Raw genomic sequence first — 16,802 nt, 5'->3', positions numbered from 1 at the left:
TCTACTTACTATAAATATTCTCACATTTGGTTTCTCTAGATAGTAATGCAAAAACTAAAGATATAATGGTAGAAACTGTAGGAACTATAAAAGCCCTCACATAAGCCATATCTGGAGATAACCCTCTTGTAATATTTGTATCAATTATCCTTCCACTTATTACTGGAAGAAGTGCTGCAAAAAGGAATCCACATACATTTACTATAGACATTGCCATTCCAGCAAGTCTTGGGTTGCTTACTTCTTTACCTACGGACCAACATAAAACTCCAATTGATGAAGCTGAACCAGCTAAAAGTATAAATACATACATGAACCATATAGGCGGTCTTACAAATACCAATATTATCCATGCCACAACTGCAGCTATGGCAAGTATTACCATAGGTAACTTTCTTTTTCGTATGGAATCAGATATCCTCCCAATCAATAAACATGCTATACCTGAACCTACTAACATTATTGAAATGTAATTAGCAGCAGAAGTATTATTTAGACTATATACATTGCTAATATATGAAACTCCAAAAGTTCCAGCAAATAACATGAAACTTCCATTTATACCACCAAAGGCAATAGCGGGAGCCCAAATCCTTGGATTCTTAAGTACTTCTAATAATTGTGATAAAATGCTTTCCTTTTCTCCAATAGGCTGAGTCTGTTGAGGATTAACCTCAGGTAATCCTTTTTCAGTAGGTGTGTTTTTAACAAATATTGCTGTAATAACAACTAGTACTAATGTTATTACACCTATAACAAGAAAGGAACTTCTCCATCCTATCATATTTACTATTGCTATAAGAGGACCCTGTGCAAGAACACCTCCCATACCTCCTATGAAGCTTGTAATACCGCTCATGGTAGCAAATTTTTTAGCTGGAAACCAGTTAGCTTGAATCTTTAATATACATAAAAATACTACTGATACTCCTAGCCCAACTAGAAGTCTACCGAAGTATGCCATGGGTATATTGGCAGCAAATGAAAATATTATTGAGCCAATAGCTGCAACTATACAACCTACTATAACTGTTTTCTTAGGACCTAAACGGTCAGCCAGAATACCAGAAGGAATTTGCATTATAGTATATGCATAAAAGTACATAGCACCTAAGTTTGCAATTTGTGTAGCACTCATTCCAAAGGTTTCTACAAGATCCCCTGTAATTACTCCAACTGAAAGCCTATGAAAAAAAACTATTAGATAAATAGTTACAAGTATTCCCCAGACTAACCATCCATAGAGACTTACATTTTGTTTGTTTTGTGGTGAATCCATCACGACTCCTCCTTAGTTCATTTATTATCTAAATAATACCCTTTCCAATATATCAATCCAATGTAAAAACTTTTCTTATTTAAATGTAATAATGAAAATATTTTCATAAAAAAGAAAAAAGAATACTAGCATTCTTTACATGCTAGTATTCTGCCTTATATTACATTCTAGTATTCTACCTTTTTTTACAAATTAAATTTGGGACAGAGGAACAGGAGTTGTGTCCCGCTTGGCTATATGAATAGACTCATATTTGAATCATCGGATGCATCTAGCATTGTTGCTACTCCACCAATTTCCACACCTTCTAATAATTCTTCTTTTGAGACTCCCATTACATCCATGGACATTTGACATGCTACCATTTTTATTCCTGACTTCATTCCTTCTTCAATTAATTCTTCTAATGAAGATATGTTTTTTCCCTTCATAACCATTCTTATCATTTTTGGTCCCATTCCTGCCATATTCATCTTAGAAAGACTAAGCTTTTTACTATTCTTTGGCAACATCATACTAAACATCTTTGCCATAAAATTCTTATTTGTTTTTACATGAGTTTGCTTTTTAATAATATTTAATCCCCAAAATGTAAAAAACATTGTCACATCTTTATCCATTGCTCTTGCACCATTAGCTATAATGAATGAAGCAATTGCCTTATCTAAATCTCCACTAAATACAATAATATTCTTTCCATCTTTTACTGATTCTACTTCACCTACAAATTGTTTTTCAGCTTTTGATCTTTTTTCAATAAGAGCAATAAATTTTTTGTCTGCATTTTCTGTTTTTATTAAAGTATTGCCAGTGTTTTTACACCAAGCTTTTATATCATTCAAAAACCCTGGATCCGTTGCCATTACTTCTAGTATATCTCCATCATTAAGGTTTTTTAAGTTTTCATTCACTTGTACAATTGGACCTGGACATGATAAACCACATGCATTTAATTTAAATACATCACCTGTTCCAGCTATTCTAGTCTTTATCGGTTCTGATTCTTTAGTTTTTTTTTCCACCTTTTGTACCCCAGAATCACTAAATCCTTGAGGTCCCTTTTGGTCTTCTCCACCTTCTTGACCATTATCATCTTGAAGATACATATTCTTATATGTTGTAAAACCGCCTGCTAGATTTTTAGCCTGAAACCCATTTTGTGAAAGTATTCTAGTAGCTATATATCCCCTAAGTCCAACAGCACAATATAATACATAGGATTTGCTTTTATCTAATTCTCCAAGTCTTTCTCGAAGCTGTCCCAAAGGAATATTAATGGCTCCTTCTATACATCCGATTTGCAGCTCTTCCTCTTCTCTTACATCTAAAATAATGTTATCTTCCATGTCTAGGTCTTGCAATTCTCTCCAAAGGATTACATCTACTTTTTTCTTTAATTGGTTTTCTGCTACAAATCCTATCATATTTACTGGATCCTTGGCTGAGGAATATGGTGGTGCATAAGCCAACTCTAATTCAGCCAAATCAGCAACACTTCCCCCAAACCTAATAGCTGTAGCTATTACATCTATTCTCTTATCTACACCTTCATATCCTACAATTTGTGAACCCAGTACTTTACCCTCTAAATCAAATATTAACTTTATAGTCATTGGTAATGCCCCTGGGTAATATCCTGCATTAGAGTTAGCATGAATCACAGAAATTAGATAGTCCTTCTTATATTCCTTACCAAGCCTATTTAATGTTTTTTCATTAGTACCTGTACTAGCGACTGCAATATCAAAAACCTTTGCAATACTTGTGCCTTGAGTTCCTTTATATTCATTTTTTTCACCCAATATATTATTTGCAACTATTCTACCTTGCTTATTTGCTGGGCCTGCTAAAGGAATCATAGTTTGATTTTTATTCACATAGTCCTTTACCTCAATGACATCTCCTATAGCATAGATGAAATCATCATCAGTCCTTAAATATCTATCTACAACAACTCCACCTCTTTGATTTACTTCTAATCCTGCTTCTTTAGCTAATTCTCCATTAGGTCTAATACCTATGGATAAAATTATCATATCTCCTTCTACAGTTGCACCAGATTGTAGTGTAATAGTAGTTACTCCGTCTTTATATTCAAATTTGCTTACTCCATCCTTTAGTCTTAGGTCTACTCCTTTTAATTTTAAATGTTCATGAACAATTTGTGCCATCTCGTAGTCTATGGGTGCCATTACCTGATCCAACATCTCAACTATGGAAACCTTTAATCCTAGTTCATGTAGATTTTCAGCCATTTCAAGACCAATAAATCCTCCACCTACCACTATGGCTGTCTTTGGTTTTTTCTCATCAATATATGATTTTATTGTATCTGTATCTGGTATATTCCAAAGACTAAAGATATTAGGTGATTCAATACCTGGTATTGGTGGTTTTAGTGGTGTTGATCCTGGTGATAAAATAAGGTAGTCATAGGTTTCTTCGTATGTCTCATTGTTTTGTAAGTTCTTAACTAAAACCTTTTTATCTTCTTTAATTATTTTTGTAACTTCTGATTTAATTCTTACATCAACATTAAATCTTTCCATAATCCCTTCAGGAGTTTGAACTAGTAGGGAATCCCTATTTTCTATGGTTCCACCAATATAGTAAGGCAACCCACAATTAGCAAAGGAAACATATTCACCTCTTTCAAATAAAACTATTTCCGCATCTTCATCGAGCCTTCTAAGCCTAGCTAAAGCTGATGCACCTCCAGCAACTCCACCAATGATAGCAATTTTTTTACCCATTTTTACTCCCCCTTTTAATTAAATACAATATTTCATATTCTCATTTACTCATACCCCGTACCCGTATAGTTATACAATAACATATTATTATAGCTTTGTCAATTAAAGCACAAAAAAATTAAGGGAAAATGAGATCTAGTATAAAATAATACTTACTTCTATAAAATGAATTATATTTTTATATTAATCCCAAGCATGAAAAAAGGGACTCAGTGTCCCTCTTGTCTATATAATATTGTAATTTAGTAAAACTTTTTGCTATCTATATATTCCTGTACAATTCCCAAGGTTTCACCAAATCTTTGAAAATGCACTACTTCTCTTTCTCTTAAGAACCTTAAAGTATCTGTTACTCCTGGATCATCGCTGACACGAATTAACCATTCATAAGTTGCTCTTGCTTTTTCTTCTGCTGCCATATTCTCGTGCAAATCTGCTATTGGATCATCTTTTGATTGAATATAACCTGCTGTCCAAGCCTGCCCTCCAGCATTATGTGGAAATGGGCTTTTACCATGATTTACATAATGAGCTTCAAAAGGTGTGCCTTTTATTTGAGATACTGGAGCATCTTTGACTAATCTCCAAACTAAAGTGCCTATCATTTCCCAATGTGCTAATTCTTCTGTACCAATATCAGTTAATATAGCCTTACCTTGATTGGTTGGCATAGTCCATCTTTGCGACAGATATCGTACTCCTGCTGATAATTCTCCATCTGGTCCTCCAAATTGTTCTAGTATCATGGCAGCTAATGCTGGATTTGTTGTATCTACTCTTACTGGATATTGTAAATTCTTTTCATAAAACCACATAACGATCCTCCTTTAAAAATTAGTAAAATTTATTTCCCAAGGCCAAGGTCCATCAATATAAGCCCAAGGATATCTGCTCATCTCTCTGTTCATTAGAGGACCATATCTTGCCTGATACATATTTTTCAATTCAAAATATCTTTGTGAAGCATTATTATGCATCCTCAAAGCTCTTTCATCATTTGGATGGGTATCTAAATATAGAGATGTCTCATCTAGTATAAATGATGATTCCATTATTTCAACAAGTAAATCCATTTGTGCTCTATCCATGGCATCTACCCCCTCTTTCCTTATCTCCTATCCCAGTTGTAAAATTTGGTTTAACTAGCTCTGGAAATAAAGTACCAGCTCTCAATGCTTCTCTTGGACTAAACACTTCATTCATAATTTGAAAAGGCACACAAGCCCTTGCTAGCTCACCAGGACAACATGGTCTTTCTTTATTTTCATAATCTCTATCCATTTTTTCTCCTCCTAAAAAGTTCTGTTCTCTATATTTTATGAGGAAGTGTCAGTTTAGTTACAAGAATTAAAAAAAACCCCTAAAAAAGGGGTTTCTCATTATTTTACTGGAAATAGTTTAGTTAATCCTTTTATAACAAAATAAAATAATATCAAAACGAAAAATGTAGTGCCCATTCCATAAAGCATCAAATTCAATAACATAGTGTCCCTCCTAAGATAATAATATCAATACAACACTACCTGCAATAATAGAGCCTATTTGTCCAGCTACATTGGCAGATACAGCTTGCATTAAAATGAAATTCGTAGGATCTGCTTCTGTTGCTAACTTTTGTATTACCCTTGATGACATAGGAAAAGCGGAAATACCTGCAGCACCAATCATAGGGTTGTACTTTTTCTTAACAAATAAGTTCAAGAATTTCGCAAATAATACTCCACCTGCAGTATCAAATACAAATGCAACTAAACCAAGCCCCATTATCATTAATGTATCTACATTGATAAATGCTTCTGCTGTCATTGTAGAACCAATTGTTATACCTAAAAGTAAGGTAACTAAGTTAGCTAGTTCATTTTGAGCTGATTGAGATAATCTCTCTAGTACGCCAGATTCTCTAATAAGATTTCCAAACATCAAGCATCCAATTAAAGTAGCTGACATAGGGGCAATAATTCCTGCAACTATGGTCACTGCTATTGGAAATATTATCTTTACAGTCTTAGATATTTTAACTTCTTTATATTCCATTCTTATCTTTCTTTCTTCTTTAGTTGTTAAAGCCTTAACTACCACAGGCTGAATCATTGGCACTAAAGACATATATGAGTAGGCTGCTACAGATATCGGTCCCAATAAATGCTTGGCAAACCTGGTTGCAACAAATATAGATGTAGGTCCATCAGCTGCTCCTATAATACCTATGGATGCTGCTTCTTTAATATCAAATCCTAATAAGTACGCGAATATTATTGTCATAAATATTCCAAATTGTGCTGCTGCTCCAAAAAAAAGCATAGATGGCATCTGAAGTAATGGTGCAAAATCTATCATTGCTCCAACGGCTATAAACATTAATGCTGGAAATAATTCATTTAAAATTCCTGCATTCTTAAGAATTCCCAAAATTCCTTCATCACTAGCTATACCTGGGATACCTGCAACTACCGGTAAATTTGCCAATATAGCTCCAAATCCTATAGGCAATAACAACATTGGCTCATAATCTTTCTTAATTGCTAAGTAAATAAGTACGCCACCAACGATAAACATAAGTATTTGTTTCCATTCAAGACTGGTTACACCTTCTAATAATTGTTCCAAATTATTATTCCTCCTCTACATATTTAAAGACGTCTTATTATAACATGTTTTAATATTTTTATAAATACAAAAAAGAAATTCTTTAAATCTCACTAATGCCTATTTGCTTTTATAAAGACAAAAATATGGTTTAAAGAAGTTCACATTTATGACAAAACTGGAATTATTATTCACCAATTCATAATATTACATGATTATTAAATTTATTTATACACATAATACTACTACACCAAAGTTTTACAAAATTAATTTTGAGAGGAGAAATAAAAAATGACAAATAACAATAATACTGGAAGTAACAGAATAGTTGTACCAGGTGCTCGTCAAGCTCTTGACCAAATGAAATTAGAAATCGCTTCAGAATTAGGTATGGCGAACTACGATTCATTAGATAAAGGTAATTTACCATCAAGACAAAATGGTTACGTTGGTGGATATATGACAAAAAAATTAGTTGAGATGGCACAACAAAATATGAGTGGAACTATGAAGTAGGAAGTTCTAAAAAAGATAGGTCAAATGACCTATCTTTTTTATTTCAATTTAATAAATTTTAATTTACTATCTTGCTCCCAATTCTTTATCTAATAAATATAGTCCTTGGAAATTATCTTTAATGCCTTTTAACTTAAATATGATATCCTTAATACTATTTTCTTCTTCTAATTGTTCTTCCACAAACCATTGTAAGAATTGAATAGTTGGATAACATTTCTCTTCTGTTGCTATATCTAGCAAATTATTAATTCTTGAAGTAACTAATTTCTCATGATGAAGAGCTGTTTCAAATACTTCTAAGAATGATTTGTAATCATTTTTAGGCTCTGACATAGCTTGAGCTATTACTCTTCCATCCATATCATTGATAAAACCATAGAATTTCATAGCATGTTCATATTCTTCTTTACCTTGCTCTATTAGAAAATGGGCAAATCCATTCATATTTTCGTTGGAACAGTAAGCTGCCATTGCCATGTAATAATATCCTGATAATAATTCAAAATTAAATTGATCATTTAAACCTTTTAGTAATTTTTCTGATGCCATAATATACCTCCTAATATTTGATAATTCATTTAAGTAATCTTGTTATCTCTACTACCTTATTTACCCAAATGACAAAAATCTAATCAATTATCTATTATTCCATTAAAAAAATATCTAAGCTATTGAATATTTTTGTACTTATCTTATCAGTTATTTCTAAATTATTATCCTTTAAAAATGTAATCAATGATTTTTTCATTCCTTCTCCATAAATTCCATCTAAAGCACCTTCATAATATCCTTTTTGCTCGAGTCTCTTTTGAACCTCAAGGACATCTGCACCTCTATCTCCTGGCCTCAATTCTCTGAAACCTTGACCAAAAGGTCCATATAGCCCATTTGATATAGTAACTATAGTATTATGTTTTACCATTGAATAAAGTTCCTCTACATCTTGATTTCTCATGCGAACGCAGCCTGCCGATAAATTAGCTCCAATAGATCCAGGTTTATTCGTTCCATGAATTCCATATTTACCCCAGGGGACATTAATCCCCATCCATCTTGTTCCGAATCCCTCACCCCATTTGGCCTTTTCAACAATTTTAAAGGTACCTAGAGGAGTAGGTGAACTAGGCTTGCCAGTAGCTATAGGATATGTTTTTAATATAGTTTCATTTTCATTATCTATTAATGTTAGTCGTTTCATATCTACTTCAATTAATATAGTATAGTTAGGCTTTTTATCTTTTAGATATACATCTTCTAAACTTATCTTTTTCATAGTTGAATATCTGTATATGTAATTCCCTACTACTAAGAAAAAAAGTATTAAAATAACCATTAAAATAAACAGTTTAGTATCTTTATTCATTCTATCCCCCCCTTAAATACATTAATATGCAATAATCATATAAATAAAACTTATAAAACCATTTTAATTACATAATAATTACATATTGTGGGGGGCTTGAAAAACCTATAATGTATATGTCCCAATATTTACATTATATGCTATAATACCCTTATATGCATAACTTTACCATGACATGCTAGAGAGGAGATAGAAAATGAAAAAGATTAGTTTTGTATTATTACTGATTTTATTATTAAGTTTTTCAGTTCCTACATCATTAGTTCAAGCAACAGGTACTCAGATATCTATAAATGGTGATATGGTTGGATTTAATAATAGCTCTGGTTATCCTTTTGTGGATAAAAATAATAGAACCTTGGTTCCATTTAGAATAACTTTGGAGAAATTCGGAGCAAAGGTTGCTTGGGACAATGTAAACAATATGGCTGTTGCAGAAAAGGATAATATAGTTATAAAAGTACCTATAGGTAAAAATTATATATTTCGAAATGATGAAAAGATAGTAATAGATACAGTTTCTGTTACAAAAGACGGTAGAACTTATTTGCCAATAAGACCTGTTATAGAAGCTTTTAATGGGCAAGTGACATGGAATAGTAAAAGTAACTCTGTAATAATAAAAAGCGAATCACTAGCACAAGAAATTCATTATAAGGCTTGGGAAGATGTAGCTACCAAGGCTCTAAGTCAACCACAGTACAAGTATGGAATCTATGTATCTAGAAGTATGGCTGTCAAACATCCTGAAATATATTTACAAGCAGATAGATTAGCTTATGAAAAGATTCTAAGATCTCAACCAGGTATGAAAGCTTACTTTGAAAATAAAACAAAGAACTTTCAAGAAAGAGAAAATCTTCTTAGTATGATATTCTCAGGCACTCTATCGGAAGATTCTCTTCTATGGTCAGATATAGATGTAAAAGAATTTGAAAAAATGGACTATAAAGAGTTCTACTCAGGTCAACCTATTTTAAATTATATAGATATTAGAATGTATGGATTAGCTACTGCTCTTCAACCCAATGATATGAAAATGGTTCCTATAAATATGGCTGAAATTGTGTACTTTCAAGAAAAGGATATAAAAAAGAATAACCCATACATTTTAATGACTGAAAGAGGAAATGCGTATGTGTGGTCTGACAACAAGCTGTTAGAATGCAATGGTATAGAATCTAGCCAAATATCTGAAAAAGTTGTTTTAATCTACAATGAGGATTATGTATGGTATCCTTTAATGGATAGAGATGATACTAATAAGGATGATACTATTGATAGTTTAGTCAATACTTATGCATCCGATCATGCTTCATTACCTGATCTAACAAAAAAGGAAATAGAATTGATAAATATATTGAAAAGATCCACGGAGATAAAAAATGAAGTGGAAGAAATCAAAATAAAATATCATAGTTCAAAAATTTACACTGCATTTCTTCGAAGACAAGATTTCATAGATAGAAACCAATTTACAGTCTATGATGAAGGAAAAAACCAAATGAGAGAGTTAGACACAGGATTTGTATATTTTGTAGTAGCTAAAAATGCTAATTTTATCTCTCCTGTTACAGCTCACTATGCTAGTATGGCTAAAGAGTTAGAAAATGAAGACCTAAATACTATTTCTAGCATGGTAGTAAATGACTTCCATGAAAAGACAAACACAGGTAGATATGATGAATATTCAACTATATCTGCTTTAACTTTGTGGGGACAATCTGAATTAATATATACAAATATTGATGATACATGGCTAACTAAGTCATCAAATTGTATGTACTCAGCGTCAAATGCAGCTGCAATATTTGAATCAGCAGGTATAAAAGATCTAGAGGTAATAGCAGTTTCTGAAGGTTATATTAAGGATCATGGTGGTCACATTTATATAACATTATATAAAAATGGAGAAAATAGACGGATAGATAATTTTTCTCCATATGGAGAAGATAATAATGGTTTGATTAATTCTGGACCAAGTATCTTTAGGGGATTTGTTCAAGGTCAAGATTGGGTTATGTTTTTAGATGAAATAAATTCTACGAACATGAAAACCTATTCAACTAAAGATAAGACATGGGTTCTAAATGTACTTGACTATATTAGAAATAAATCTGAATCTAAAGCTATCCTGATAGATAGTTTAGATCCATTAACTCTATATATAAGCGGTATTAATATAGTAGATTTCATCAATAAATTTAATTCAAATAATAACATTAAATACAATTATTAACTAGTCAAGTTAAGCAATAAAAGATACCCGAATATGACTTAGTCCTATTCGGGTATCTTTATTGCTCCGTATTCCAAACTACCATGTACCCCAGGGTACATTAATCCTCATCCATATTGTTCCGAATCCCTCACCCAATTTGGCCTTTTCAACAATCTTAAATGTACCTAGAGGAGTAGGTGAACTAGGCTTGCCAGTAGCTATAGGATATGTTTCTAATGTAGTTTCATTTTCATTATAGGCTAACTACCTGCCAAATATGAAAAGACAAGTATTATGATTACTTTAATATATTAATCATAATACTTGTCTTATGTATAATGTTATAGTTTTTTATTGATTGTGCAATGAACAGATTTAATTTTTATAGAACATTTACCCTATGGATAAATCTTGGAATCGTTCCATAAGTATTATCTATTATCCCCCAATCACTATAAGTAAAATAGAATGATTTATAATTAGAATCACATTTTATATCAAGAAAAATAGCCCCAGGTTTTTTTTCTAAAATGACATTTGGAAAAGTAATACTTTGAAGTATTTGTTTTGTACTTAAATTCATTATATAAAATTCCTTACCTACACTATAGTACAAGAAATTATCCTTAATTTGTAATATTGATATATCCTTATGCTTTGAAAATAGGAATTCCTTAGTATTTCCATCATAGCTAACCCTATATAGATTTTGGGGCCATGTATCATTTAAATTTTCATGCTCTACATAATAAATATATCTCCCTGATTTATCTACTGCATAGTTTCTAATTCTGCCATTACTAATGGCCCCTTGATTTTCCCCATTGATATCAACTGTAAATAATCTTCCATGAAAGTTTTTATTTATGTAGTTAATTATTCCGTTATTAACTGCAATGATCCCAGATTCATAAGAGTTTAATTTATACACTTCATTTCCATTAATTCTAGATTTATAAATATTGAAATATTCACTTGTCTTTTTTTCATGTATAGTTCTGCATAATACTTCAGGGCCAGTGGAGTGAGTAAATATATTCCACCCATTATATTCTAACTTATTATGATATCTAGGATATCCTATGTCTGTATTTAACAACCCATTTGAATCAGCTAATATATTGCTCCAATTCTTTCCACCCTCGATTACTAATTCTACCTTTATATTGCTTACAGGAATGGCATAATTTCTCCATCTCAATTCCACCTTATCCGCGTATATGCCAAACTTATCAAAACCAAATTTGAGATAAGCTAATATAGGATCTTCAGAAACATATATGCTTCTTGCTATATCCCGGTTGACAATTATGTATCCATCAGAAGAGAATATTCTCATTCCTTCTGTTTTAATACTCATATCTATACTTATCGGAAACCTGCCAGTTTCAATATCATACCCTTTTATGTTAAATACCGCAGTCCCTATCTCGAGGGGATTGGATTCAATAATTCGAGTAATATATTCCTCCTCCGTCTCAAAAACATCCTTAATTAAGGTAAATGGATTAGCTACTTCGTTGCTATTAATATTATCTTTATATTGGTCACCACTCATATTCACATTAAGGATATAGAACCAGGTTTCAACTACCCATTCAGAAGTTTCCTTAGAAAATCCCATGTTATCTTGTAGTACATTGATTAATCGTTGAAATAATAATGTATTATTCTCTATTCCTTTTGCTAGAATAATCTCTTGATGTATATTTTCTTCATAGGAACTTAATATAATAAAACTTTCCTTTTTATATTCATTTTGTAGTGATTTCAGTATTTCATTAAATTTGCTATAATTTCCTATAATATCGATAAGGTTATTTTCTATTAATCCCTTGAGTTTATGTCTAAAATTTTCCTGCATAAATTATCCTCCTGTAATAGTTAAAAATAAATATACATTTAATATTTAATATCTTCAATTTCCTTATTACAGATACTTTTTTTACCATCTATTCCTTGGATTCCACCAGTGATTGAACATGTAGCATTTATACTATTTAAAATTGCTTGCCCTGCTGCTATACCCCCTCCACCTGCTGCCAAAGATCCACCTCCAATTTGTGCTATTACTGCGTTGCTCTTTGCAATTCCATCTAATGTGGATATTGCTGTACTAGTACTAGCTGTCATAGTGGCACCTGCTACACTACAAATAACTCCTCCTAATACATCTCCTACAATTAATCCCCCAGCTGCACCTCCAACGATCTTTCCAATATTTTTCGCTTTCTCAATTCTATCATTATCTGCACCACAACCTTCTGCAATAAATTCACCTACACCTCCGCCAATATCTGTAGTAACATTAATAGCAGTATCAACAACCTTTCCCGCCACATTGCCTGTTGTTTTGAATACCTTATTTGAAACCTCTCCTAAGCCACTTCCAATATCTCTTGATATATTAGCTAGGTCGTTAGCTCCTAATCCATCAGCAACAGTCCCTATTAGTTGACCTGTTGTTTTTAATACCATTTCAGATGTAGTTCCTACAACCTGTCCAGCCCCCTTTAATAATCCTCCTAAAATTCCCATATTCTAATCCTCCTTATAGCTCACTGTTGATTTTTTCATTATGCTTTGCTCCATAAATTATATCATATGAAACAAACATATTACTATTCTAAAGTTATTTATAGAAATCTTCATTTGATTATTTTGATTATACCGTAAAAAATATACCCTATTGAAAAATAATAGAGTATATAGTAAGTATTTTCATGTTCTCGAGGGGGTAATTTAACTCTATCTATATTTAATTGATATATTTTCAAATCCCATACCTTCTAATAATGATTTAATGATTTCTCCGCCATTATTTTCTGCATCATTTAATATGCCTTTATCCAATACTTCTTTCTTCATTTTTTCTTTTTCCTCTATTAATACCGTATAAAGATCCTCAAAGCTTAACTTATTAAATATTGAATCCCTTTCATCATAGAAGTAAACATCTTCTTCAGATATTACATTTTCAAATATTTCTGCATTGTTCATTGTTACTTCAATTGTATCTTTATCTTTCATGTCAATTTCAATGGTATTTAAATCTATTCCTGCTTTTATGTATCCACTATATTTCAAAATAAATTTCTTAATTGTAAACGGTATATCTACGCCACTTAATTGTTTTTTATCTTCATATTCTACTATATTAGTATAATTGTATTTTACAGTTGACAGTTCAACCAATCTAGTTATCTTTTCTTGAATATTGCTCGATAACAAATTTGTCTTTTGATCTATAGAGAAATTTGCATACAGAATAAGCCCTGCTATAGCAAAAACAATAATCAAGGATAGTATTAGTATCTTTCTGACACTAGTAATATTTTTCATGGTCTCACCTCTTAGGAATATTAATCTACATCAATTATTGGATAGCTGGTATATTATAAATCTGGATTGTAAAATTGATATATGCTGTATATTGAAATATTCTCCTTGCATAGAAGCTTAACAACATTAGGTATTTGTTGTGTTGTAATATTTAATTCTATTCCATTGTATTTTAATACCAAATCATTTAATCCTATTATCCCAGAATTGTGTAGTGCATCAATAATTTTATTTTCAACTTTAGGTATGTTCATACCACCTAATGAAAAAAATATTTTTTTCTTTTCTTCAGTATAATCTTGGGGATTTAGTCTGTTAATTAGCATAATTTTATTCATTGCGAAACTCCTTTTTGATTTTAGTAAGAACTTTTATCTCCTATAAGTAAATAGAGTAAAAATGAATTAAGTCATTTTGCCTTCTACCTCCCTAATATTATATGTCGACTTTTATTTACCCATTATTTTAATAAAAAAACCTATTTTTATTTATTATTTTAAAGTAATTAGATTAATTCATTATTAGTGTAAAGATTAACGCTGTTAATTAATATAATTTATGGTATATTATAAATTGAACAATCTTTTTCTAAATATTTAGAAAGGAGACTTTTATGGAAAAATATCTAGATAGTTTAAATAAATCAATATTATTTAAAAATGTTGCTGTTGATGAAATAAGTATTTTGCTCAGTACAGTACAATATAATATAACGAATTACGAAAAAAATGATGTTATTGCAATTGAAGAAGATGATTGTCATAGCTTAGGTATTATTCTCAATGGAAGTGTAGAAATTCATAAACCCTTTCCCTCTGGTAAAATTGTTACTATAAACAATTTTGAAGCTGGGAATGTATTTGGAGAAGCCCTTGTCTTCTCTGGAACTCATAAATATCCAGCTACAATAATCTCATCTACTGATTCAAAGATAATGTATATCAACAAAGATGATATTATAAAGCTTATGATGGCTAATGATAAGGTGCTAAATAACTTTGTCTCTGTACTGTCAAACAGGATATTAATGCTTAATAATAGAATGACTAATCTTTCCTATGATACTGTTCGTAAAAAAATTGCAAATGTTATTCTAAATGAATATAGCAAACAACAGAGCAAGAATTTAATACTACCATTCTGTAGGAAAAAGATGGCTGAACTATTAAATATCCCTCGCCCTTCCTTGTCAAGAGAACTTGCAAATATGAAAGATGATGGTATTATTGATTATTATAAGAACAAATTACAAATAATTGATGTAGATTTGCTGGAAGATTGTTTATTAGAATAGAAAACTTATTGTCACTAATTCCATATTTTGTAAAAAATATCTATAGTAAAATTTTTACTATAGATATTTTTTATTGTTATCTTTTAATTAAATTATATATAATCAAATTGAGATTGATAAATATTTTTCAAGGGAGGTTTTTTTATGGGTGGTAAACGCAAGATGTTTATTTATGGTGGTATCATTGGACTTATTGGAGCTATCCTAATGAAATTAGGTAATCCAGGAAACATGGGTATTTGTATTGCTTGCTTTTGGAGGGATATTGCTGGTGCTTTAGGTCTTCATAGAGCAGAAGTAGTGCAATATATCAGACCTGAAATTATTGGTATAATCTTTGGTGCTTTTGCTATTTCTTATTTAACAGGTGACTTTAAGGTAAAAGGTGGTTCTTCTCCATTAATTAGATTTGTCTTAGGTTTCTTTTTAATGATCGGTGCCCTCGTATTCCTAGGTTGTCCATTGAGAATGGTACTAAGATTAGCAAATGGAGATTTAAATGCATTAGTAGGTCTTGCAGGATATGTATCTGGTATTTTCATAGGTGTTCAGTTTCTAAAAAAAGGATATACCCTTGGTAAGAGCATTGACCAAGGAAAAGTAGCAGGATTTATTTTCCCTATATTTGCAATTGTTCTACTTATTTTCTTAGTTATTAAACCTGCTTTCATATTATTTAGTACTGAAGGACCTGGCTCTATGGCTGCACCAGTGATTATTTCCTTAGTCTTAGGCGCAATAGTTGGTATAGCTCTTCAAAGGAGCAGAATTTGTACAGCTGGTGGATTTAGAGATATTATATTAATTAAGGATTCTCATTTCTTATGGGGTCTAATTGGACTTTTCGTATGTGCTTTAGTTGGAAATCTGATATTAAACTTTGATTCATTCAATCTTGGTTTTGAAGGTCAACCTGTGGCACATACTGAGAATCTATGGAACTTCTTAGGTATGACACTTGTAGGTCTTTGTTCAGTTTTACTTGGTGGTTGCCCTATTAGACAGACTGTACTTGCTAGCCAAGGGGACACCGATGCAGGAATTACAGTAATTGGCCTTATTATAGGAGCTGCATTTGCTCATAACTTTGGATTAGCTTCATCTGGTGCTGGTACAACTGCAAATGGTAGAATTGCTGTAATAATTGGTATTGTATTTGTATTAGCTGTAGCTTATGGTGTAATATTAAGTACAACAAAGTCAAAATCTCAAACTAAGGGGGTTGCTAATAATGGCTAATATTATCGATGCTAGAGGTAGATCCTGTCCTGAGCCGGTTATTATGACTAAGAAAGAAATAGATAAAAATCCAAATTCTAGTTTTAAAGTTCTAGTAGATACTTATGTTGCAGCTGAAAATATCACTAGATTTGTAACTGGTAAAGGGTATAATGTAAATGTAGACAAAAATAATGAAGAATTTGAAATCAATATTAAGAAATAGG

The 16,802-nt window shown here is 31.4% G+C and carries 18 protein-coding genes and 1 pseudogene; 5 read left to right on the top strand and 14 right to left on the bottom strand.

The window, feature by feature from the left end; genetic code table 11:
* Position 1: 1 nt before the first annotated feature.
* The 7 genes from RIN63_RS14040 to RIN63_RS14010 form a co-directional block, all read right to left on the bottom strand.
* Positions 2-1,279 carry an MFS transporter gene (locus tag RIN63_RS14040; RefSeq protein ID WP_310445376.1) on the bottom strand — a complete coding sequence of 426 codons (1,278 nt, stop codon included), beginning with the start codon at positions 1,277-1,279 and terminating at the stop codon, positions 2-4.
* A gap of 233 nt (positions 1,280-1,512) precedes the next feature.
* Entirely contained in the window at positions 1,513-4,032 is a 2,520-nt protein-coding gene (locus tag RIN63_RS14035; protein WP_310445375.1) for an FAD-dependent oxidoreductase, read from the bottom strand.
* Positions 4,033-4,274: 242 nt separating this feature from the next.
* Complete coding sequence (locus RIN63_RS14030) at positions 4,275-4,847, bottom strand: manganese catalase family protein (protein ID WP_310445374.1); 573 nt, start codon at positions 4,845-4,847, stop codon at positions 4,275-4,277.
* Positions 4,848-4,859: 12 nt separating this feature from the next.
* Complete coding sequence (locus RIN63_RS14025; protein ID WP_310445373.1) at positions 4,860-5,120, bottom strand: spore coat protein CotJB; 261 nt, start codon at positions 5,118-5,120, stop codon at positions 4,860-4,862.
* Entirely contained in the window at positions 5,113-5,313 is a 201-nt protein-coding gene (locus RIN63_RS14020) for a spore coat associated protein CotJA (protein ID WP_310445372.1), read from the bottom strand. Before RIN63_RS14020 ends, RIN63_RS14025 begins: the two co-directional genes overlap by 8 nt.
* A gap of 98 nt (positions 5,314-5,411) precedes the next feature.
* Complete coding sequence (locus tag RIN63_RS14015) at positions 5,412-5,516, bottom strand: OadG family protein (protein ID WP_310445371.1); 105 nt, start codon at positions 5,514-5,516, stop codon at positions 5,412-5,414.
* Positions 5,517-5,526: 10 nt separating this feature from the next.
* On the bottom strand, positions 5,527-6,639 hold the full coding sequence (locus RIN63_RS14010) for a sodium ion-translocating decarboxylase subunit beta (protein ID WP_310445370.1): 1,113 nt from the start codon (positions 6,637-6,639) through the stop codon (positions 5,527-5,529).
* 270 nt (positions 6,640-6,909) lie between these two features.
* On the opposite strand from RIN63_RS14010, the gene RIN63_RS14005 reads away from it, so the two are divergent.
* Positions 6,910-7,134 carry an alpha/beta-type small acid-soluble spore protein gene (locus tag RIN63_RS14005; RefSeq protein WP_310445369.1) on the top strand — a complete coding sequence of 75 codons (225 nt, stop codon included), beginning with the start codon at positions 6,910-6,912 and terminating at the stop codon, positions 7,132-7,134.
* 66 nt (positions 7,135-7,200) lie between these two features.
* Here RIN63_RS14005 and RIN63_RS14000 read toward each other — a convergent pair whose 3' ends face one another.
* Both RIN63_RS14000 and RIN63_RS13995 read right to left on the bottom strand, forming a co-directional pair.
* Complete coding sequence (locus RIN63_RS14000; RefSeq protein ID WP_310445368.1) at positions 7,201-7,686, bottom strand: ferritin; 486 nt, start codon at positions 7,684-7,686, stop codon at positions 7,201-7,203.
* Between the two features lie 94 nt (positions 7,687-7,780).
* Positions 7,781-8,500: a L,D-transpeptidase family protein gene (locus RIN63_RS13995; RefSeq protein ID WP_310445367.1), complete on the bottom strand. Its 720-nt coding sequence runs from the start codon at positions 8,498-8,500 to the stop codon at positions 7,781-7,783.
* Between the two features lie 196 nt (positions 8,501-8,696).
* Here RIN63_RS13995 and RIN63_RS13990 point away from each other — a divergent pair, with 196 nt between their 5' ends.
* Positions 8,697-10,739: a copper amine oxidase N-terminal domain-containing protein gene (locus RIN63_RS13990; protein ID WP_310445366.1), complete on the top strand. Its 2,043-nt coding sequence runs from the start codon at positions 8,697-8,699 to the stop codon at positions 10,737-10,739.
* A 78-nt stretch (positions 10,740-10,817) separates the two neighbouring features.
* Here the strand turns inward: RIN63_RS13990 and RIN63_RS13985 are convergent.
* The 5 genes and pseudogenes from RIN63_RS13985 to RIN63_RS13965 form a co-directional block, all read right to left on the bottom strand.
* Positions 10,818-10,967 (bottom strand): annotated as a pseudogene (locus tag RIN63_RS13985) (L,D-transpeptidase); the annotation flags it as partial.
* A gap of 136 nt (positions 10,968-11,103) precedes the next feature.
* Positions 11,104-12,585: a DUF5050 domain-containing protein gene (locus RIN63_RS13980; protein ID WP_310445365.1), complete on the bottom strand. Its 1,482-nt coding sequence runs from the start codon at positions 12,583-12,585 to the stop codon at positions 11,104-11,106.
* A 38-nt stretch (positions 12,586-12,623) separates the two neighbouring features.
* Positions 12,624-13,259, bottom strand: a complete 636-nt coding sequence (locus RIN63_RS13975) for a hypothetical protein (protein ID WP_310445364.1) — start codon at positions 13,257-13,259, stop codon at positions 12,624-12,626.
* 210 nt (positions 13,260-13,469) lie between these two features.
* A complete protein-coding gene (locus tag RIN63_RS13970; protein ID WP_310445363.1) occupies positions 13,470-14,063 on the bottom strand; it encodes a DUF4230 domain-containing protein in 594 nt (197 codons plus the stop codon).
* Between the two features lie 53 nt (positions 14,064-14,116).
* Positions 14,117-14,401, bottom strand: a complete 285-nt coding sequence (locus RIN63_RS13965) for a hypothetical protein (RefSeq protein WP_310445362.1) — start codon at positions 14,399-14,401, stop codon at positions 14,117-14,119.
* Between the two features lie 275 nt (positions 14,402-14,676).
* On the opposite strand from RIN63_RS13965, the gene RIN63_RS13960 reads away from it, so the two are divergent.
* The 3 genes from RIN63_RS13960 (at position 14,677) to RIN63_RS13950 (ending at position 16,801) form a co-directional block, all read left to right on the top strand.
* Positions 14,677-15,357 carry a Crp/Fnr family transcriptional regulator gene (locus RIN63_RS13960; RefSeq protein ID WP_310445361.1) on the top strand — a complete coding sequence of 227 codons (681 nt, stop codon included), beginning with the start codon at positions 14,677-14,679 and terminating at the stop codon, positions 15,355-15,357.
* Positions 15,358-15,501: 144 nt separating this feature from the next.
* Positions 15,502-16,596, top strand: a complete 1,095-nt coding sequence (gene yedE, locus RIN63_RS13955; RefSeq protein WP_310445360.1) for a YedE family putative selenium transporter — start codon at positions 15,502-15,504, stop codon at positions 16,594-16,596.
* Positions 16,589-16,801, top strand: a complete 213-nt coding sequence (locus tag RIN63_RS13950) for a sulfurtransferase TusA family protein (RefSeq protein ID WP_310445359.1) — start codon at positions 16,589-16,591, stop codon at positions 16,799-16,801. Before yedE ends, RIN63_RS13950 begins: the two co-directional genes overlap by 8 nt.
* The last annotated feature ends 1 nt before the right edge of the window (position 16,802 follow it).

It is taken from the genome of Tissierella sp. (assembly GCF_031460495.1).
Taxonomy (GTDB): Bacteria; Bacillota; Clostridia; order Tissierellales; family Tissierellaceae; genus JAVKTS01.
This window is presented reverse-complemented; position numbering and strand designations above follow the sequence as displayed.